Source organism: Phycisphaerales bacterium (assembly GCA_016699835.1).
In the GTDB taxonomy this organism is placed as follows: domain Bacteria; phylum Planctomycetota; class Phycisphaerae; order Phycisphaerales; family UBA1924.
Genome location: CP064987.1, coordinates 1,361,733 through 1,381,287 on the forward strand (window position 1 = coordinate 1,361,733; position 19,555 = coordinate 1,381,287).

The 19,555-nt window shown below is 64.3% G+C and carries 15 protein-coding genes; 4 read left to right on the plus strand and 11 right to left on the minus strand.

The annotated features are described in order from the left end of the window. Positions 1-12 precede the first annotated feature (12 nt). Both IPK69_05655 and IPK69_05660 read left to right on the plus strand, forming a co-directional pair. Entirely contained in the window at positions 13-729 is a 717-nt protein-coding gene (locus IPK69_05655) for an FkbM family methyltransferase (protein ID QQS10103.1), read from the plus strand. Between the two features lie 37 nt (positions 730-766). Continuing rightward, entirely contained in the window at positions 767-1,819 is a 1,053-nt protein-coding gene (locus IPK69_05660; GenBank protein ID QQS10104.1) for an NAD-dependent epimerase/dehydratase family protein, read from the plus strand. A 16-nt stretch (positions 1,820-1,835) separates the two neighbouring features. Here IPK69_05660 and queF read toward each other — a convergent pair whose 3' ends face one another. From queF to IPK69_05675, 3 genes are all read right to left on the minus strand, one after another. Further along, entirely contained in the window at positions 1,836-2,228 is a 393-nt protein-coding gene (queF, locus tag IPK69_05665) for an NADPH-dependent 7-cyano-7-deazaguanine reductase QueF (GenBank protein ID QQS10105.1), read from the minus strand. A 69-nt stretch (positions 2,229-2,297) separates the two neighbouring features. After that, positions 2,298-3,323: a tetratricopeptide repeat protein gene (locus IPK69_05670; GenBank protein ID QQS10106.1), complete on the minus strand. Its 1,026-nt coding sequence runs from the start codon at positions 3,321-3,323 to the stop codon at positions 2,298-2,300. Between the two features lie 229 nt (positions 3,324-3,552). Continuing rightward, on the minus strand, positions 3,553-4,638 hold the full coding sequence (locus tag IPK69_05675) for a deoxyribonuclease IV (protein ID QQS10107.1): 1,086 nt from the start codon (positions 4,636-4,638) through the stop codon (positions 3,553-3,555). Between the two features lie 184 nt (positions 4,639-4,822). Here IPK69_05675 and IPK69_05680 point away from each other — a divergent pair, with 184 nt between their 5' ends. Both IPK69_05680 and IPK69_05685 read left to right on the plus strand, forming a co-directional pair. Then, the gene (locus IPK69_05680) at positions 4,823-6,871 is read left to right on the plus strand and encodes a Zn-dependent oligopeptidase (protein ID QQS10108.1); all 2,049 of its coding nucleotides are present in this window, start codon (positions 4,823-4,825) and stop codon (positions 6,869-6,871) included. Between the two features lie 31 nt (positions 6,872-6,902). After that, complete coding sequence (locus tag IPK69_05685) at positions 6,903-9,230, plus strand: alpha-glucosidase (protein ID QQS10109.1); 2,328 nt, start codon at positions 6,903-6,905, stop codon at positions 9,228-9,230. 138 nt (positions 9,231-9,368) lie between these two features. On the opposite strand, the gene IPK69_05690 is transcribed toward IPK69_05685, so the two are convergent. The 8 genes from IPK69_05690 to IPK69_05725 form a co-directional block, all read right to left on the minus strand. Then, entirely contained in the window at positions 9,369-10,217 is an 849-nt protein-coding gene (locus IPK69_05690; GenBank protein QQS10110.1) for a hypothetical protein, read from the minus strand. Positions 10,218-12,238: 2,021 nt separating this feature from the next. Continuing rightward, entirely contained in the window at positions 12,239-13,366 is a 1,128-nt protein-coding gene (floA, locus tag IPK69_05695; protein ID QQS10111.1) for a flotillin-like protein FloA, read from the minus strand. 187 nt (positions 13,367-13,553) lie between these two features. Beyond that, positions 13,554-14,066, minus strand: coding sequence for a hypothetical protein (locus tag IPK69_05700; protein QQS10112.1), 513 nt, complete (start codon positions 14,064-14,066; stop codon positions 13,554-13,556). Positions 14,067-14,287: 221 nt separating this feature from the next. Continuing rightward, positions 14,288-16,150 carry a hypothetical protein gene (locus tag IPK69_05705; protein QQS10113.1) on the minus strand — a complete coding sequence of 621 codons (1,863 nt, stop codon included), beginning with the start codon at positions 16,148-16,150 and terminating at the stop codon, positions 14,288-14,290. Between the two features lie 286 nt (positions 16,151-16,436). Beyond that, the gene (locus IPK69_05710) at positions 16,437-16,835 is read right to left on the minus strand and encodes a DMT family protein (protein QQS10114.1); all 399 of its coding nucleotides are present in this window, start codon (positions 16,833-16,835) and stop codon (positions 16,437-16,439) included. After that, positions 16,808-17,302 carry a hypothetical protein gene (locus IPK69_05715; GenBank protein QQS10115.1) on the minus strand — a complete coding sequence of 165 codons (495 nt, stop codon included), beginning with the start codon at positions 17,300-17,302 and terminating at the stop codon, positions 16,808-16,810. The genes IPK69_05710 and IPK69_05715 overlap by 28 nt, the downstream gene beginning before the upstream one ends. Positions 17,303-17,398: 96 nt before the next feature. Then, a complete protein-coding gene (locus IPK69_05720; protein ID QQS10116.1) occupies positions 17,399-18,658 on the minus strand; it encodes a hypothetical protein in 1,260 nt (419 codons plus the stop codon). 160 nt (positions 18,659-18,818) lie between these two features. After that, positions 18,819-19,367, minus strand: a complete 549-nt coding sequence (locus IPK69_05725) for an NUDIX domain-containing protein (GenBank protein QQS10117.1) — start codon at positions 19,365-19,367, stop codon at positions 18,819-18,821. Positions 19,368-19,555 lie beyond the last annotated feature (188 nt).

Below are 19,555 nucleotides of genomic sequence, written 5' to 3' on the forward strand. Positions count from 1 at the left end.
AGGTCCCGTTCCATGACCACCACCTTTGCCGCCTGTGAGCAGGAGTTCTTCACCCGGTTTGCCGGGATGGGGTTCGAACCCACATGCATCCTGGACATCGGCGGCTCGAACGCCGCGTGGTCCACGACGATCCACAGCGTCTTTCCCGACGCTCGATATGAGATCTTCGAGCCGCTCGCGGGGCGTCGCGAGGACTACGACCGGATCCTCGAGTGGGCATTGCGGACACATCCAAACTTCAGGCTGCACACCATCGCCCTTGGGGCTGACAATAGCGACGCCGAGTTCTGGAGCGAGCCGGCGGGTGTCGGCTCGTCGCTGCTCGTTTCGAACGTGCCGAAGGATCAGAAGATAACTGTTCCTGTCCGGCGACTGGATGACTATCTCGCGGACCAGCGTCTCTCACAGCCCCAGTTGATCAAGATCGACGTGCAGGGTGGGGAGCGCGAGGTGATCACCGGTGGCGCCAAGACGATCGAGGCGGCGGATGTGCTGCACCTCGAGACGTGGCTGACGCGCGGATATGGCCCAGCGACGCCTCTACTCACCGAACTCATTGACACGCTCCGCCCGATGGGGCACGTGCTGGTGCAACTCGGCGATTTCTGGCGCAAACCGAGCCAGGAACTCGCGAGCATCGATGCGTTCTTTGTGCACACGCGGATGATCGATCGCCTGGCCAACCGGGGAGAGTTCCCTTGGCCCGCCACGTGGTCGTCCGCGGCCTGATCCACACACCGCCTTAGGTTCTGAAAGCGAGCGTCGCATGAGAGTTCTCGTCACTGGTTCATCCGGGCTGATCGGCTCCGAGGCCGTCGCGTTCTTTGATTCGCTCGGCTTCGACGTTCTCGGCGTGGACAACAACATGCGCCGGGACTTCTTCGGGCCCAAGGGCGATACCACGCCCAACCTCGCGCGTCTTGTCGCGTCGTGCAAACGCTTCAAGCACTCGCCGCTCGATATCAGGGATCGCGAGGGCGTTGAGCGGATCTTCCGCAACGAATCCATCGATCTCGTCATCCATGCCGCGGCCCAGCCCAGCCATGACCTTGCCGCGTCGCGCGTGTACGACGACTTCGCCGTGAACGCCCTGGGCACGCTGAATCTCCTCGAGTCCTGCCGCCTGCACCGCCCGGAGGCGGTCTTCATCCAGGTCTCGACGAACAAGGTCTATGGCGATGCGCCCAACGCGCTCCCGATGCACGAGCTCGAGACGAGATTCGATTATGCCGACGTCGCGCTCGAGCAGGGGATCGACGAGTCGCTGACCATCGACCAATCCACGCACTCGCTCTTTGGCGTCTCGAAGGCCTCGGGCGACCTGCTCGCGCAGGAGTATGGGCGGTATTTCGGGCTGAAGACCGGCGTATTCCGCGGCGGCTGCCTCACCGGGCCACAACACGCGGGCGTCGAACTCCACGGCTTTCTGAACTACCTCGTCGCCACCGCGCTCGACGAGCGACCCTACACGATCTTCGGCTACAAGGGCAAGCAGGTCCGCGACCAGATCCATTGCCACGATGTCGTCTCCGCCTTCTGGGCCTTCGCCCAGAAGCCGCGTGCGGGCGAGGTCTACAACCTCGGCGGCGGGAAGGCCAACGCCGCGAGCCTCATCGAGTGCATCGAACTCATCGCGGATCGCACGGGCAAGAGCCCCGTCACGACGTACAACCCCACCAACCGCGTGGGCGACCATATCTGCTACTACACCAACATGGCGAAGTTCCGCAAGCACTTCCCCGCGTGGAAGCAGGAGTACTCGCTCGATCGCATCGTGGACGAGATGATCGATCGCGTGCGCGTCGCGAAGGCGGCCTGACCCTCGACCCGTGTTCTTACGACATCCACTCGCGCGGCACATCCCCCGCCGTTGCGCGGATCACCGACCGGATCCCGCCGCGCCCGCGCCAGTCTGTGCGCACGACGAGCCACTTCGTGCCCATGAGCGTCTGGAGGTCGTCGCGGATGCGGTTCGTCACGGCCTCGTAGAAGATCCCCGCGTTGCGGAATGACTGGAAGTAGAGTTTCAGGCTCTTGAGCTCCACGCACACGCCGCCTTTCGACGCGGGGCGCGGCTCGAAGCGGACGGTCACCGTGCCGAAGTCCGGGTGGCCCGTCTTGGGACAGACCGAGGTGAACTCGTCGGCGATGTGCTCCACGACGAACGGCGTCTCCGTCGGCGTGGGGAAGGCCTCGAGGAGCGAGGGGTCAATCGTTCCGTCTTTCATGTGTGCCTCCCTCGACCGCTGCCAACTCACACGTCGTGAGAGTCTCGTCAACTCGCCAACACGCTTCGATTACTGCTGCTGGTAGCGCGTGAGGAGTTCGACGATGAGCGGCTGGTTTCTGTCGATCTCGAGCGACCTTCGGAGCAGATCTGTGCCTTTGCGCCACATCGCGTCGTCGGCGTATTGCCCCTTGATCCACCGATTGAGCGAGACCACGCCAAGCCCGTTGAGCGCGGGGGTGTAGTTCTCGTCGATCTTGGTGGCCTGCCCGAAGGCGGTCTCGGCCGCGTCCATCTCGCCGAGTTTGAACCGGGCGTAGCCGAGCCGCTCGTAGGCGCCGGCGGAGGGCTCCTCGCGGATGAGTTGCTCGAGCGTGTTGGCCATCTCCTCGTAACGCTTCGCGCCCGAGAGCGACTGGGCCATGTTCATGAGGAGGGTCGGCGTGAGCGGGGTCAACTCGGCGGCCTGCTGGTACTCGAGAATCGCCTGGTCGTACCGCGCCAACTGCGAGTAGATCACGCCGAGGTTCACACGAGCCGGAGCGTTGCGCCCGTCGATCTCCACGGCGTGCTCGGCGTAGGGCACGGCCTTGTCCGGCTCCTTGAGTTGCAGGTACGCCGTCGCGAGGTTCATGTTGGCCTTGAAATCGTCGGGACTGAGACGGAGGGCGCGGATATACGCCACCACCGACTCGGAGATCCGGTCGAGCAGTTGCAGCATCAGCCCGTTGTTGTAATGAGCACTGAAGTTGGTCGGATCGATCTCGGCGGCCTGGGCATATCGCTGCTGCGCCGAACTGTGGTCACCTCGCTCGCGATAGATATCGCCCGCCTGCATGTACGCCGGGACGAGTTTGGGATTCTCCGCGATGGCGCGCTCGAAGGCAATCAACGCCTGATTGGCGAGGCCCTGCGATCGGAGCGTCTCGCCGTTGTTCAATGAGATCAGCGCCGAACTGATCTCCTCAGGGGTGTTCACCGTGGTTGGACGCGGATCGAAGACTGTGCGATCCGCGATCGTTGGCTTGGGCGCCTTGGCGTCGGGCTTGTCGAACGCCTGGCAGCCCCCGATCGCCAGCACGCCCGCCACTCCCACCAGCGCGAGCCTCGTGGAAGTGATCCTGCAGAGAGAGGAAGCGTGTCGGCCAAGGCCGGTGAACATGATCGGACCTCAAGGTTGGCGATTGAAGTTCTTGGGGCAGAAACGGTAGGCGTTCGGGACGATCGATGGGACCGCACGATGCGCCGACTCTTCACTATCGGCACATCGCCGCCGTGGTTCGCGCGATCCCCTGACATTCACGCGATTATCCGGACCCCGTGCATCACCCAACCAGACCCCGCAGTCGCGCCACGTTGAGCAGGTCGTGGTCCTGCCCGTCGGCGTCGTGGCCCTTGGGCGTTTCCATGATCATGGGACAACCGCGCAACTCTGGCCGATTCACGACGGCGGCAAAGCCGGAGTTGGATAGCCCGCCCCTTCCGCCGCCTTGCCCGATCGTCCCTGCCCCGATGTGCTCGTGGCGATCGAGTTTGCTCGTCGCGGCACCCTTGCTGTCGTTGAGGTGCATCACCCGCACGTGCGCCAGGCCGCAGAGTTCGTCGAACCGGTCGAGGACGGCGTCGGCCTGCGCGCGCGTCGAGAGGTCGTGCCCGGCGGCGTGCATGTGGCAGGTGTCCAGACAGAACCCGACACGAGAACCCTCGCCGGTCGCCTCGATGATCCGCGCGCGCAACACCTGGAGATCCTCGAACGGCCCACCCAGCGTCGAGCCGGCGCCCACCGTGCCCTCGAGGCAGGAGACGGTGCGAGAGCCCTTAGTCCTCTTGAAGAGTTCCACGTAGGCGCGTGCGATCCGCGCGATGCCTTGTTCGCGGGTCCAGCCGACGCTCGAGCCGGGATGGTGGACAAGAAAGGGGATGCCCAGGGTCTCGCAGCGTTCGATCTCGTCGGTCATGAGGTCCACGCTCTTGGCGAAGAGTTCATCGGAGACGCTCGCGAGATTGATGAGGTACGACGCGTGGGAGACGGTGCGCTCGTTCCAGCCGAGTCTCGCCTGCTCGGTTCGCCATTCTTCGACCATGGCCGGATCGAGAGGCTTGGCTTTCCATTGCTGCTGGTTCTTGGTGAAGACCTGGACGCCGTCGAGCCCGAGTCGCTCGGCGTCGTGGAGGGCGTTGACCATGGAGCCGGCGATGGAGAGATGCGAGCCAAAGAAGGGGCCGGTGACGTTGGCGGTACGAGCGGGCGCGGGCGTCGTGCGCGGTTTCGCTGGCGCTGCAGCGGTCGTGGTCTTCGGTCGTGATTTCGTAACGACACGCTTCTTCGGCGGCGGCTTCGGCGAAGTGGACTTCTTCGGCTTTGGTTTCGTGGCACGAATCGAACGCTTTGGTGGTGTGGCACGGGGCATGCCGCATCGTACATTCACCCAACCGTCGGACCGTGGTCCGGAGTGAAGCGGCTGCCGACCCCGTCACGTTCCGGGATCGCGTCGGATCGCCCCTGCTATTGTTTTGGCCCTGGAAGGAGGCGGGATGCCGGTGGTGGCGACCCGCGTGAACCTGCTCCGGGATGATCGAGAAAGAAGAAGTACCATGATGAAGGCTTTGCGTGTTCTCGTGTTGTTCGGTCTGGTGGCGATGCCGGTGAGGGCGTTGGCGGTGGACGATGCTCCGCCGGCGGATTCGGCGAAGGCGTCGGCGTCGCCTGTGGCGGCGGCGTTGACTCGTGCGGACGCGGCGGCGGCGGCGATCGTGGCCATCCCCAACGAGAAGCGAACCTTCGAGAACACGCTGGGCGCCATCGACGACCTGCTCTCTCGGCTCAACGGCGAGACGAGCATGGCGCAGTTCATGGCCTATGTCTCGACCGACGCCACCGAGCGAGAGATGGGCGAGAAGGCCGCCGAGGACGTCGCGAACTGGCTCATCACCTTCAGCAAGCGCAAGGACATGTTCAACGCGGTGAAGGCGTACGCGGACACGAACCCGACGCTGAGCGGTGAGCGGGCGCGATTGCTGCAGTTCGTCCTTCGCGACTTCAAGCGTGACGGGATGATGCTGAGCGACGCCGACCGTGCGCGACTCACCGACGTCCAGAAGGAGATCACGCGTCTGGGCATCGAGTTCGAGCGGAACATCCGCGAGGACGCGACGACGCTCTTCTTCTCGGCCCGTGAGTTGAGCGGGATGCCCGAGGAGTTCCTCAAGAATCTGCCGCAGGCGCGCGGGATGTACGAGGTCAACATGTCGTATCCGCAGTACATCCCCGTGCAGGAGATGTGCGAGGTCGAGGCGACGCGTCAGAAGATGTGGATCGCGTACAAGCGCCGCGGCGGGGAGAAGAACGTCGGTGTGCTCGAGCAGATCCTCAAGTTGCGCGCCGAGCAGGCGAGGCTGCTTGGCTTCGCGAACGCCGCGGACTTTGAGACCGAGGTGCTGATGTCGAAGACCTCGTCGAACGTGGCGTCGTTCTATGCGCAACTCACACCGCTGGTCCGCAAGAAGGCCGAGATCGACTTCGAGGAGATGCAGAATCTCAAGCGGACGCACATCGCCAGCGCCGATGCGGTGCTCGAACCATGGGACTACTCGTTCTACAAGACGCGCCTGCTCAAGGAGAAGTACAGCGTGGACCCCGAGGTCGTGCGTCAGTACTTCCCGATGCAATCGGTCGTCGAGGGGCTCTTCGAGGTCACGCAGCGGATCTACGGGCTGACCTATCGCGACGTCACGGCCGAGGCCAGCCAGCGCGGGCGCCACCTCTGGCACGAGGACGTGAAGTTGTATGAGGTCAGCGACAACGCCTCGGGCAAGGTCCTGGGCGAGTTCTATCTCGATCTGTACCCGCGTCCGAACAAGTACAACCATGCCGCCCAGTGGGGCCTGCTCGAGCACAAGTTCTTCATGGACGGGACGGAGCAGAAGCCCCTTGCGGCCCTGGTGTGCAACTTCACCAAGCCGACCGCCGACGCCCCGTCGCTCATGACCCACGACGAGGTCGAGACGTTCTTCCACGAGTTCGGGCACTGCCTGCACACGATCGTGTCGGAGGCGAGCCTCGGGCGATTCTCGGGGACGAGCGTCGAGCGTGACTTTGTCGAGGCGCCGAGCCAGATGTTCGAGAACTGGGTGTGGAACGCCGACGTCCTCAATCTCTTCGCGAAGCACTACAAGACCGGCGAGCCGCTCCCCAAGGCGACGCTCGACGGGATGATCGCCGCCCAGAAACTCGCGAGCGGCATGGACGCGCAGAACCAGGTCTTCTATGGACTCACCGACCAGCGCTACCACTCGGCGCCGGACGGCGTCGTGGACACGATCGCGGTCCAGGCGACAACATTCGAAGAGACCACGATGTTCAAGCCCGTTCCCGAGACGTTCTTCCAGGCGTCGTTCGGGCACCTCGTGGGGTATCAGGCCGGGTACTACGGCTACATGTGGTCGCTGGTGTACGCCTCGGATATGTTCACGCGGTTCAAGAAGGAGGGCCTGCTCAACCCCGAGGTAGGCCTCGACTATCGGCGCAAGGTCATCTCGCAGGGCGGCACCAAGGACGGGCTGGACCTCGTCCGCGACTTCCTCGGTCGCGAGCCCGACATGCGGGCGTTCCTCGAGCACCTGGGGCTGAGCGAGGCGAAGTAATCGATCTCTCCACGCGGAAGGAGACGACACGTTGGATGCCGACTCCGACGCGAAGCACACCCACGATCGCCCCGCGCTCCAATCGCGGGCGGGCGATCTTGCCATCCCGAGATCCACGAGCACCCGCCGAAATCAACGCGGTGTGCTTGTCGGTGATCGCGTTGCACGGTTCTTTCCCGCCGACGGACGCGACCCCGCGCCCTTCCCGGCGTATTTGAGAGCGCCCGAGCCGATCGGCCCGCTCCCGGTCGGCTGGAGTGTGCGCCCCACCGCCGCTCGTGTGGGCAAGGTGAGCGGCGTGGAGTTCCGCCTGCCGCGCGGGACGTCGTTCTATGGCACGGGGGAACAGGCGGGGCCGCTTCTTCGCAACGGCAGGCGCACGACGCTGTGGAACACCGACGCGTTCGATTACAACGACACCTCCCCGTCGCTCTACCAGTCGCATCCGTTCGTCCTTTGCGTTCGGCCCGACGGCACATCGGTCGGCATCATCGTCGAGACGACGCATCGGTGCGCGATCGACCTGCGTCGTCCGCGGGCCGCGTTCTTTGCGACGATGGGCCCGGCGCCGGCGTGCCTGGTGATCGAGCGCGACCATCCGCAGGAGGTCGTCGAGGAACTCGCGCGGCTGACGGGCCTGATGCCCATGCCTCCCGCGTGGGCGCTGGGGTACCACCAGTGCCGCTGGTCGTACGAATCGGCCGAGCGTGCCGAGTCCATCGCCAGGGGCTTCCGCGATCGCAAGATCCCCTGCGACTGCCTCTGGCTCGACATCGACTACATGCGCGGGTTCCGCTGCTTCACCTTCGACGACAAGGCCTTCCCCAACCCCAAGGCCTTCAACGACTCGCTCCACGAGCGGGGCTTCAAAGCCGTGTGGATGATCGATCCTGGGCTGAAGGTCGATCCGGAGTATTCGCCGTATGCCGAGGCGTCGAAGCGCGGGCTGCTCATCACGAGCGAGCACGGCGGGGAGTACCACGGCAAGGTCTGGCCGGGTGACTGCGCCTTCCCCGACTTCACCCGCGCCGACACGCGCGAGTGGTGGGCGACGCAGTACTCCGACTTTCTCGCCAAGGGCGTCGACGGCGTGTGGAACGACATGAACGAGCCGGCCGTCTTTGACGCCGGCGAGAAGACCATGCCCGCGACCAACCGCCACCAGGCCGACGACGACCTCGGCGGTCCGGGCGACCACGCGCGGTACCACAACATCTATGGCATGCAGATGGTCCGCGCCACCCGCACCGGCATCGAGCGCCTCCGCCCGGGGAAGCGCCCGTTCGTGCTCACCCGCGCCAACTTCCTCGGCGGGCAGCGATACGCCGCGTGCTGGACCGGCGACAACCGCAGCGACTGGCGCCACCTCCGATGGTCGATCCCCATGGCGCTCAATCTTTCATTGAGCGGGCAGCCGTTCTGCGGCCCCGACATCGGCGGGTTCGTGGGCAACGCCGACGCCGACCTCTTCGCGACGTGGATGGGCGTGGGGGCGCTCCTGCCCTTCGCGCGCGGGCACTCGATCAAGGAGTCGGTGCCGCACGAGCCGTGGTCGTTCGGCGAGACGTGCGAGCGGATCTGCCGGCTCGCGCTCGAGCGGCGGATGCGGCTTATTCCCTACCTCTATTCCCTCTTCCACATCGCCGCGACGAAGGGGACGCCGATCGTGCGGCCGGTCTTCTTCGATGATCCGAAGAACCCGCGCCTGCGCGCCCTCGACTCGGCGTTCCTGCTCGGGCCCGACATCCTCGTCGTGTGCGACCTCGCGCCGCGCGGGGACACCGCCGCGAACGCTGTCGCTCTCGCGAGTCCCGCCGTGACGGGCACGCCGAGTCATCCGGATTCCGCCGCGTCTTGCGCCTCGATCCCGGGCGTGCCGTCGCCTGTGGTCTTCAATCGTGCCGCGCCCGCCCACCCCCCCCAACCCGGCCCGTCGCCACACACGCAGATTCCCGGACATTGGATTCCCTTCGAGCCGCTGGATGTCTCCGCGCTCGCGCCCGAAGATGCCGCGCTCCTGCCGCGCCTGCCGAGGCTCTTTGTGAGGAAGGGCCGGGCGATCCCGCTCGGGCCCGTGACCCAGTTCATCACGACGCCGGTTCCCGATACCATCACCCTCGCCGCGGCCTTCGACGATCGCGGCGAGGCGCGATGCGCCCTGTACCAGGACGCGGGCGACGGGCCATGCCCGCCGTTCTCCAGTTCCGCTCCACAACCCGACCGCCCGGAACTCTTCCGCGTCTCCACGCTGCTCGTGCGGAAGGCCGAGCCCGGCCACGAGCCGACCGTCACGCCCGAGTCGCAGGCCGGCACGTTCGGCTCGCTGCCGGGGTTTGTGGTGCGGGGGGTGGGCGGGTAGGGCGCGTCTCCGAACCGGCAACAGTGCTTGATGTCACAACACCACGCCCCATTCCATCACGCTTTGACGAACATTGCGACGGTGTCGCACTGTGAACCGTGCGTCGACGGCATACCACGACTGTTTAGACAACTGGAATCATCGCGCATTGCGAATACGTTGCGCCCACAGCAACAATGTGGGATCAAGACCAGCGCACTCCTGTGAATCGACAACGACGATCGCAATCTGGTACTCGATGTCCCTGTACTCCATCGGGAGTTCGCCATTTGACTGCCTTGCCGCCTCCATTCGTGCGTGCGCCAGACTCGCGAGTGTGAGTCTGTCAGCACACGCGACACCCACGGGACGGAGTGATGCGACAATCACCGCCGAGTGGATGACCTGAGCATTTGTGCTGTTGGGATAGTCCTGCCAGAGCGCAAGATACTTCTCAGTCGCTGAATGCAAATCACCCATCGATTGGATCCAGGATGCCTGCGAGAATCGCAGCCCGATGACGTGCGATTCGGGCATCTCACTCATCACGCTGGCGTCGCGGAGGATCGCGTCCACACGACGAACCGCTTCCGGCTTTCTTGGCCCGTCTGAGCAGAGGATCGCCGCATTCTGCATGGCGTAGCGAACATCATTCCTTGAGGCACTTTGGCGATTTGAAACAACCGAGTCATACAGCGTGATCGCGGCGTCACTGTTCCCGGCAGAGAATGCTTCAAGGTCGGCACGGTCCATCGCGAGCGTCGCGTCGAGGTGCGACTCGAGCCCGCCAAGTTGCCCATTGCGCTGGATACACGATGACGCCGCATCCAGGGATTCTCGCGCGGCGGCCAGATTGTGCTGAGACCTGTGGATTTTTGAACGCAATCTGTAGCACTCGATCCGATACAATGGATCACTCGCGTTCGAGATGATCGCATTCAACTCTGACATCGCACCGTCGGCATCTCCTGAATCGGCTCTCGATCCAATGACCGAGAGTTGGCGCATTCTAACGCGTGCGTCTGCCACCGCTTGATCTCGTGCAGTCCGCGGTGTGTTCGGCGGATCATTCTGGTGCGCCGACAACACGCCCGGCATTCTCGGTACAGCTATGGAGAGCCCGAGACCTGCCGCAACACAGAGAGCACCATAAATCGTACGCCTGAGAGCCATTTGAGCACCTCCGAGATGACGACCGCATACCACGTAAGTTTATTGCTGGACGACGCATCCACAGCATGGATGAGGCTCCGCGGGCGGATCCTGGCAGAGGTTATCACAGCACGGCTTTTCTCGCTTACCTTCCCACGGATCTGGATTCTGAATTGGCACTCCACCACAAGGCGGTTGTGCGGGTGCCCATTCATAGTTCGGATATGTGTCCCAGATCACGGTCCCCCGCGACATCAGTTCGTCACAGACTGTGTATCGAATATGTGTCAGGTCCCTGTCGCCGCCACAGAATGGCGCCCACGCGTAGTTGTGGTCACGATGAAACTCACCTCTCCGCAATCTTCGGATCCAACTGCGTCGGTAGTATCGTGTGCGGCACATGAATGGCTGCCGAACCAACTGGATGTCCACTCCTTCAACGTGGGACCCCGTGAGCGATTTCTGCTCCTCCTCGGAGAGCGTGTACGTGTAGCCGATCTTCTCGATCAGCCACTTCTTGAGGGCGATCGCGATGTCAACCGAATGCTCGCTCGTATTGATTTCCTTCGTCTCCCAACCCAGCGTGTCCGAGTAATGGTGCGTGATTGTGGTTGGGGGAGGCGTTTCCGGGCACGGCTCTCCATTCTCACCATACCACCCGCACGCAAAGAATGGGAGTGTCTCCCATCCATCGTGCATCGGGGTATCAGACGACGCCGTCAACAAGTACCGATCATTCCATGTAAACTGGAGCAGCTGCCACTCTTCGCATCCTGGCGGCAGAGGTTCGGTCGGCATGAATGATGCAGGATCACAGGTTCCGACGGGCTCGGCCTCGATTAATGATCCAGACATCGAAATCGCGACAAGGCTTGCAATGACAAAATGCTTCAACCCAAGCGAACTCGCTTCACGATCGGGAGCGATCGGGAGCGATCGGGAGCGATCTTGTTGTTGGTGCCATTCGAGCATTCTACAAAGAGGAAACTATCTTTGCAAGCACCAGCAAAGCGCGTTGCGCACGAAAGACTGGTCGATTTGCCGGGCATCGCGGATATCCCAAAGCGTTGCCGCTCTGAGCCATCGCGTCACCCCCCAACCCCCATGCCGGCGTGCTCCATCATGGGGCTGGCGAAGCACCCGTACCACGCCATCCCGACCACAAGCATCTCGGGATACCACGGGATTTGTTCTTGAGGCCCCGTGAGTCTCTCCCGGGGTCCCGGGAGAACCATCCGGGGCCAGGAAAGGTCCATCCGGGGTCCCGGGAGAACCATCCGGGGCCAGGAATGGTCTATCCGGGGTCCCGGGAGAACCATCTGGGGCCAGGAATGGTCTATCCGGGGTCCCGGGAGAACCATCCGGGGCCAGGAATGGTCTATCCGGGGTCCCGGGAATGGCTCATGGGGTCCCTTGAGAGTCTCACGGGGTCCCTTGAAGGCCTCATGGGGTCCCTTGAAGGCCTCATGGGACCCCAAAAATGATTCATTGGGCGCAGGGAGTGCGCGATGGGGCGACCGATCGGCCTTACTGGGCCGGGAATGGGGTTGGGGTGGCGGGTAGACATTTGTTGGGGTGATGGGGTCAGTGAATCGGCATTCGTGATTCGGCATTCGGCATTCGTGATGGAGACGACGGGCAGGACGGAGTCGAAGAATGGAGTGGCGAGCGAACCGCCCTCACCCCCATACCTCTCCCACCCTGTGCCACGAGATGGGGTATGGGCAGTCATTAAAAAGAAGACCCGCCTCGGAGAGGCGGGCCACCAAAGACAGGTCCACAACGGCAGGGCCACCACGACCACGGCGTGTTCGACGAATGCCGAATCACGAATCACGAATGCCGAATGCCTAGTGCCTCGTGCCTCGTGCCTTCTCTTACGACTTCGCCCCGTCGCCGCCGATGGACTCTCGCATCGTCGTGTCGGCCTGGATGTTCTTCATCTTGTAATAATCCATGACGCCCAGTCGCCCGCTGCGGAAGGCGTCGGCCATGGCCTTGGGGACGTCGGCCTCGGCGAGGACGACCATGGCGCGGTTGCGCTGCTCCTCGGCGCGGTGCTCCTGCTCCTGGGCGACGGCGAGGGCGCGGCGCTTCTCGGCCTCGGCCTGGGCCATCTGCTTGTTGGCGTTGGCCTGGTCGATCTGGAGTTTCGCGCCGATGTTCTCGCCGACGTCGATGTCGGCGATGTCGATGGAGAGGATCTCGAAGGCCGTCCCCGCGTCGAGCCCCGAGTCCATCACCTTGCGGCTGATCTGGTCGGGGTTCTCGAGGACGAGTTTGTGCTCATTGGCCGAGCCGATCGTCGAGACGATCCCCTGGCCGACGCGGGCGATGATGGTCTCTTCCGTGGCGCCGCCGACGAGGCGGGCGATGTTGGTCCGCACGGTGACGCGGGCCTTGGCGCGCAACTGGATGCCGTCCTTGGCGACGGCGTCGATCGTGGGGCGCGGGCCGCCGTGGGCCGGGCAGTCGATGACCTTGGGGTTCACGCTCGTCTGCACGGCGTCGAGGATGTCACGACCGGCGAGGTCGATCGCGGTCGCGATCTGCCACGGCAACTCGATCTTGGCGCTGTGGGCGGCGATCATGGCGCTGATGACGTTGTTCACGCGCCCGCCAGCGAGGTAGTGCGTCTCGATGAGGTTCGTGGGGATGTTCATGCCGGCCTTGACGGCGCGGATGCGGTTGATGACGACCGTCCGCGGATCGACGCGGCGGAACTTCATCCCCACCATGTCGGCGATGCCCACGTCGGCGCCCGAGGTCTTCGCCTGGATCCACAGGCCGAAGAACTGGAGAAGGAAGAGGAAGACGATGAGGAAGATGAGGACGACGGCACCGATGAGGACGTAGACGATGACGTCGGAGATACCGCTCCCCCCACCACCTCCGCCGCCGCCACCACCACCCTGAGCCAGCGCACTCGCCGCGGGAAGAGCGCCCGCGAGGGCCACGAGGAGGAGGGAACCAGAGAGGCGAGTTGAAAGCGACTGGGCGTGCATGCGAATCCTCCGCAAAGAGTCCAACGTCGGTGGTCGATGGCCACGGGCGTGGGTGGCTGTGGGGTCGTGTCGGTCCTCGAGTGGGGAGTATAGAGAAACTCCGGCGGGCGTTCCGGGAGGGCCAAGCCGATGGCGTTGCGGCACACGGAGAGCGGCTGGCCATCGTCCATGCGAATGGTCGATGGGGTTAGCCGAGGCTGCGGACGCGGAGCGTGCCGCCGTCGATCTTGACGACGCGGACGGCCTTGCCGCGATCGACGAACCCCGAGTCGCAGACGGCCTCGAATCGCTCGCCGTTGAGTTCCACCGTGCCGACGGGGCGGAGATCGACGACGACGCGGGCCTCTTGTCCCACGAGGGCGTCGCGCCGGCGGCGCTCGGCGAGTTCGGCCTCGAGTTGCCGCTCGCGTTCCTCATCGCTGGGCGTGCCGATGATCCGTCGCCCGAGTTTGGTGTGCGGCCAGAACTTCATGGCGAAGACGATCGCCGAGGGGATCAGGAGGAGGATCAGCCCGACGCCGACGAAGCCCCATTGCGTGCCGGCCTCGGCGTCATAGCGGAAGAGGCAGACGATCCCGCCGATCGCGGCGGCGGCGGCCCCGATCGAGAGCGCGCCCATGCTCGGAATGAAGATCTCGGCGACGACGAGCAGCACGCTCGCGGCGACGAGAAGCAGGCCCCAGGTCAGGAGTGAGTCCATCGACGGATTATTGCCGGGAAGGCGAACGCAGAGGACGCGGAGGGGAAACAGAGGAAGACAGAGGAAAGTCGGGATTGGGAAACGAGGACGGGGCGCTGGGGATGAGGAGTTGTCGAATCGATGACGGCTGGGTTGGTTGGCTGAAGAAACGGAGGCGTCCTCAACCTATCCCTTCCCTTTGTTTTCCTCTGTGCCCCCTCTGTGACCTCTGAGTTCGCCTTCTAGGCGTTCGGCTCGGCCTCGACGCCGATTCGGAAGGCCGTCACGCTCGTGACACGCACCGTCTGGCCCGCCTCGATGAAGCCGAGTTCGCTGACGGCGTCGATGATCTCGGCCCCGATTTGCACACGCCCGGCCGGGCGCATCGGCGTGAGGGCCTTGCCGATCGCGCCGACGCGCACCACGGGCCCCTCGTCGGCGTCCATCGCGCGGAGGACATCGGCGTTCTCGTCGTCGTCGGGCGTGTGGGCCTTCAGGACGAACTTGTTGAGCACGGGGATGGAGCCGAAGTGCTTCGCGAGGAAGTAGATCGCCGCCCCGGCGAGGATCGTCGAGATCATCACCGTGAGCGATCCCATCGCCATCTCGTGGCGTTCCCACGCGGTCTTGGGGAAGAGCGTCCGCGAGCCGGTCACAACTCCGACCAATCCGCCAAAGAGCAGGATCACCCCCGCGATCCCCGCGACGCCGAAGCCGGGGAGGACGAAGATCTCGACGAGCAGGCTCCCGATGCCCAGGACGATCGAGCCGATCGCCCACCAGTTGGCCATGCCCATGAGGAGTGACGGCCCGAGCAGGCCCACGAGCGCCACCACCGCGATGATCGCGGGGATCGTCGCTCCGGGGTGCGTCATCTCGACAAAGAGCGCGACGAGAAAGACGAGAATCAGCACGATCCGCACGGGCAGGAACGACAGGAACCACACCAGCCCCTCGGACCAACTCTGGTCCAGCACGCGGACCGTGGGCGAGCCGAAGAAGTCACGCAGATCCTCCACCGAGTCCACGCCCGTGACGCGGCCGGTCTTGGCGTCGACGTCGTTGTAGGCGAAGCCATAGTGGGCCACGTCCGAGGCCTTGAGCATCGCCGCGTTCGAGTCGTCCTTGACCTTCTCCACCAGCGTCCACTCACCGCGATCCGCGGCGGTGAGCGTCGGACGCATGGAGTTGATCTGCAACTGTGCGTTCACATCGCCCGCCGTCATCGCCCGGAGTTTCGACCCCCCCCCACCCCCACCCGCCCCCCCACTCGACCCCCCGCCAGCCGTGCTTCCCGACGTTCCCACCAGCCGCGTCGCCCCGCCGCCGCCGGTCTCCGTCGCCTCTTTGGGGAAGAGCATCTGGAACTCGTTCCAATCGATGCACATCCGCTGGCCGGTTTTGACGTTCTCGACCAGCCACAGGGGCATGTCCTTGAGCACGATCGCCTGCGCGAGCAGTTCGTCCCACTCATACGCCCCGACGCGCTCGTTGTGCCGGCGCACCGAGTCCACGACCTCCGCGAGCAGGGGCGGCAGGATCTTCTTCAGGATCTCGGGATCGCTGATCCCCATGATGCCGATGGGCCCGCCGGCGAGCACGGGCATCGCGTCGCCGAACGATGCCGTGTCGCTCACGATGATCTCGTCGCACGCCAGCGCGATGATCGCCCCGGCGCTGTACGCGTCGCTGTGCACCCACGCGTAGATCTTGGGCACGCGCGACGACTTGATCGCCTCGCAGATCTGCAGCGCCCCGTCCACCGCCCCGCCCGGCGTGTCGAGCTCGAAGACGACCACGTCCGCCCCCGCGCGCTCCGCGGCCATCAATCGGCGGCGCACGCTCGTCGCCATCACCGACCCGTGCGTGATGTCGCGCCCGTCGATCTCGCCCCGGATGGGAATGACCACGACACGCGACGCCGTACGCTCGGCGGGAATGACCTTGATCCCCTCACTCCCTCCGCTCCCATCGGCCGCGATCGCCGCACGCTCGCCGCCGCCGAGCAAGGCCGCGGCATCCGCGCCCGCCCACGACAGCACCATCGCCACGCTCGCCAGGGCAAGGAGGAATCGGGCCAGAACTCGGGAAAGGGGAATCGTCATGGATCGGTGCTCGGAGGACTGCCCCAAGTATACGAACGGCACGAAAACGTGATGCGGGAGAAGGGCTGGGGAAAGGCGAGGTGAGCAGGTGGGGAGGTGAAGAGGTGACGAGGTGATTCACTCGGGTGCCACGAGTCGGCGGCTTTGAGACGACTGGTGCCGGATACAAGGCAGCGTCCAGCGTTCACAAATGCCGAATCACGAATGCCCAATGCCCAATGCCCAATGCCTGGTGCCCAATGCCTGGTGCCTAGTGCTTAGTGCCTAGTGCCTGACGCCTTCCCCCTCACACCCTCCCCCACATCGCGACGACGACGGCGAGCAGAACAAGGCCCATTGCCACGCCGTCTCGCCAATGCCATGTGTCGCCCATGACCTTGAGGGAGAAGACGAGGAAGACCACGAGCGTGATGCATTCCTGGAGGATCTTGAGTTGCGGCGTCGTCAGCCCACCACCCCCGCCCCCGCCTTCTCCGCCGCCCGTCGCGCTCATGTGCCCGATCCGATTCGCCGGGACCTGCAGCAGATATTCCGGCAGCGCGATCAGCCACGAGATCCCGATCGCCATGAAGAGAGGCCAGGCGTCCTTCTTCTTCAGGTGGAAGTACCACGCGAAGGTCATGAACGTGTTCGACCCGACGAGCAGCACGACCGTGATCAGCCAGCGAGGGAGTCCAAAGGGCATGGAGGAGCGTACGACAACTGGGGTTCGGGCCCACCCGCCATTGGTCTGTCATGGCCCATTGCCCCCCTCCCCATTCCCCATTCTCGTTCTTCTCGAGTGTTCGGACCCGCGACACCACTCATCCCGCCCGCGAGCGCACTTCGTGCGGGCACGGCGAGCGTTTTCCTCGGCAGGAAAATGATTTTCCTCGTCACGAAGGGAGTTTTCCTCCCCACGAAAACTCCAATCCTGCCCACGAAGATCGTTTTCCTCGCGAGGAACACTGTTTTCCTGCCCAGGAAAACTCCAATCCTGGCCACAACGGGAGTTTTCCTCGCGTCAATTATCATAATTGTCGCGACAATGACTCTCATTGTGCCCACAACGACGATCGATATCGGCACAATGATCATCATTGTCGGCACATCGGCGATCATTCTGCCGACATCGACCGCCTTTGTCCCCGCATCAGCGGCGATTCTCGCCACATTGGTCGCCGTTCACGCCCCATCGACCACCGCCCCGCCCGCGATCCGGCTCAACCCGGGCCCGCGTCTCGCCGATGAGAAAAGGCTCGCCCCCGCTCACGCCCGAAGAGCGTCCGGCCTTCGGCGGCGTCTCGTGCTGGCGAGGGTTCCGGCAAGAATGAATGAAACCGAAACGCCGGGGGCGGGGATGGTGACGACGAAGCCGGCAGAGCCCGACTCCATCCAACCCGCGAAGTGCCGGCCGTCGCCGGAGACCATGAGATCGCGGATGCGCGCCGTCGCCGGGAAGTCGAGGCCGAAGGAGCGGAAGTAGTCGTTGGCGAGCATCGCGCCAGACTGCTCCGTCCAGATCCAGGAGCCGCTCGAACCGAAGGGACCAATGAGCACATCCCCGGTGAACGAGGCGTCTATAGGCCAAAGCGCTAATCCTCCAAGTGGCCCACTGAACGTGAGTTGCTCTGTGATTCCATTTGAAATCATGTACGGCGTGACGACCGAGTTCTCCGCGTAGTACCAGCCGTAGATCCGTGACCCATCGCCACTGACTGCCGTAGCTCGACCAGTGCCCATGGGTTGTCCTTGAAGATCAAGAAATGGCGCAAGCGTGCTTTGCTGGGTGTCCCAGGCGAAGGGGGAGTCGGGCGTGAAAATGTCCGGCGCCATCTGTCCGACGATGTACCGCCCGTCATCGCTCATGCCGTTCACAAACGAGTAGGTGGTCCCCAGGAGCGGCGAGGGCGGGAGTTGCGCGACATCGTCGTGCACACTCCAGCGGTAGACCGCGTTGCCCTGGACTGTGGACCCGTTCTGAAATGGGTAGTACGTCATCGCCGCCGAGGTGCCGTCGTGGCTGAGGTGCTCGATGACGCTGTTACGCCGCTCGCCCTGGATGATGACGCTGGGAAGCAGACGAAGATCGCCGTTGGAGTACTCCAAAGCTGGACCAGGAGAAGGAAGCGGAGCACCGCCGCGCCAGTTGCCGCCGACAACCTGACCGTCGCCCGAGATGCGGGCTTGGTTACTTCCGAAGATGGTGAGGAGCGTCGGTTGTGTCGCGCCAGAAGCAGGATCGTACCGCTCGATGTGCCGGAGGACGCTGGGCTGATTCCCAATGGAACCGCTCCCGCCCACGACAATGCCAGAGTCCGACATGTCGGTCGGGAAGAAGTACGTCTCGCCGGTGAGCGGCGGGATGTACTGCCATGAGGGCGTCTGGGCGAGGGCGGACATGGAGGGGCTGGTGAGGGCCACAAGGCCCGTGAGGAGGCCAAGACCCCCAACCGTCGCCCGAACCCTGGAGGATGCCGATGCCCGGTTCGCCGACGGGCCCGTCCGATTTCGATGGTCGCTTCGCATCTGGCTGCCTCCGATCGCCCCGACATGGGGAATGTGCGCCATGGTTTCGAGAATGCCAACCAAAGTGGCCAGGTTTATTCGATTTCTATCGATCATGTGGGGCGGCTGGACGTGGTCGAGGGCTGGGCCGGGGGGCAGGGCGTGACCCGACCCCGCTTCCTCACGCTCCCGGCGTCTGCTGCTCAACGTTCCACTTCATCGTGCCCCCACTGCAATCGATGTGCACCGCGAAGAAGCCGGGCTTGCCATCCTTCGTCTTCGGCTCGGCGGCCTTCATCAGCGGCCAGATGATCTTGCGGTCGCTCTCGGGCACCGGCAGGTGCTCCAAATCCGAAGGCTCGTGCCACGCCAGCGTTCCCTCGCGCATCTCTTGGGGCTCGACCCACACGGGCCCGAGCACGCGGTAGACGAACATCAGCCAGTGGCCACGCCCCTCGAACTCGCGCTCGGCGACCAGGCCGATCAGGTGCAGACGCTCGAGGGGGACGTCGATCCCGGCCTCTTCCAATATCTCGCGGCGGGCGCACTGGGCGGGCGACTCGCCGTGGGCCACATCGAGTTTCCCGCCGATCGGCGAGCACAGCCCCTGGTTCGGCGTCCGGCTGCGCTTGAGCAGCAAGACCCGCCCCCGTTCATCGCGGAGATCGCACAGGCACGCGATGCGATACGGCATGTCGGGGCGGGCGCCCGTCACGAGAGAGTCTGGCATGGAGGAGGGTAGGGGGAGGGCATCAGGGATCGGGCATCAGGGATCGGGCATCAGTCATTCGGCGTTTGGCATTCGGTGGAACGTCCACCGTTTCCTTTCCCCCACGAAGGCCGAATCACGAATCACGAATGCCGATTCCCGGACGTCGCATGAGCCCTCGCCCAAAACCGTTCGCCCGGTCGATACTC

What these genes read in the sequence shown, in the direction of transcription:
- IPK69_05680 (QQS10108.1), top strand. Translation starts at nt 4,823, where the DNA reads ATGATGAAGGCTTTGCGTGTTCTCGTGTTGTTCGGTCTGGTGGCGATG.
- IPK69_05700 (QQS10112.1), bottom strand. Translation starts at nt 14,066, where the DNA reads ATGGACTCACTCCTGACCTGGGGCCTGCTTCTCGTCGCCGCGAGCGTG.
- IPK69_05660 (QQS10104.1), top strand. Translation starts at nt 767, where the DNA reads ATGAGAGTTCTCGTCACTGGTTCATCCGGGCTGATCGGCTCCGAGGCC.
- IPK69_05710 (QQS10114.1), bottom strand. Translation starts at nt 16,835, where the DNA reads ATGCCCTTTGGACTCCCTCGCTGGCTGATCACGGTCGTGCTGCTCGTC.
- IPK69_05655 (QQS10103.1), top strand. Translation starts at nt 13, where the DNA reads ATGACCACCACCTTTGCCGCCTGTGAGCAGGAGTTCTTCACCCGGTTT.
- IPK69_05725 (QQS10117.1), bottom strand. Translation starts at nt 19,367, where the DNA reads ATGCCAGACTCTCTCGTGACGGGCGCCCGCCCCGACATGCCGTATCGC.
- IPK69_05705 (QQS10113.1), bottom strand. Translation starts at nt 16,150, where the DNA reads ATGACGATTCCCCTTTCCCGAGTTCTGGCCCGATTCCTCCTTGCCCTG.
- queF (QQS10105.1), bottom strand. Translation starts at nt 2,228, where the DNA reads ATGAAAGACGGAACGATTGACCCCTCGCTCCTCGAGGCCTTCCCCACG.
- IPK69_05720 (QQS10116.1), bottom strand. Translation starts at nt 18,658, where the DNA reads ATGCGAAGCGACCATCGAAATCGGACGGGCCCGTCGGCGAACCGGGCA.
- IPK69_05690 (QQS10110.1), bottom strand. Translation starts at nt 10,217, where the DNA reads ATGCGCCAACTCTCGGTCATTGGATCGAGAGCCGATTCAGGAGATGCC.
- IPK69_05675 (QQS10107.1), bottom strand. Translation starts at nt 4,638, where the DNA reads ATGCCCCGTGCCACACCACCAAAGCGTTCGATTCGTGCCACGAAACCA.
- floA (QQS10111.1), bottom strand. Translation starts at nt 13,366, where the DNA reads ATGCACGCCCAGTCGCTTTCAACTCGCCTCTCTGGTTCCCTCCTCCTC.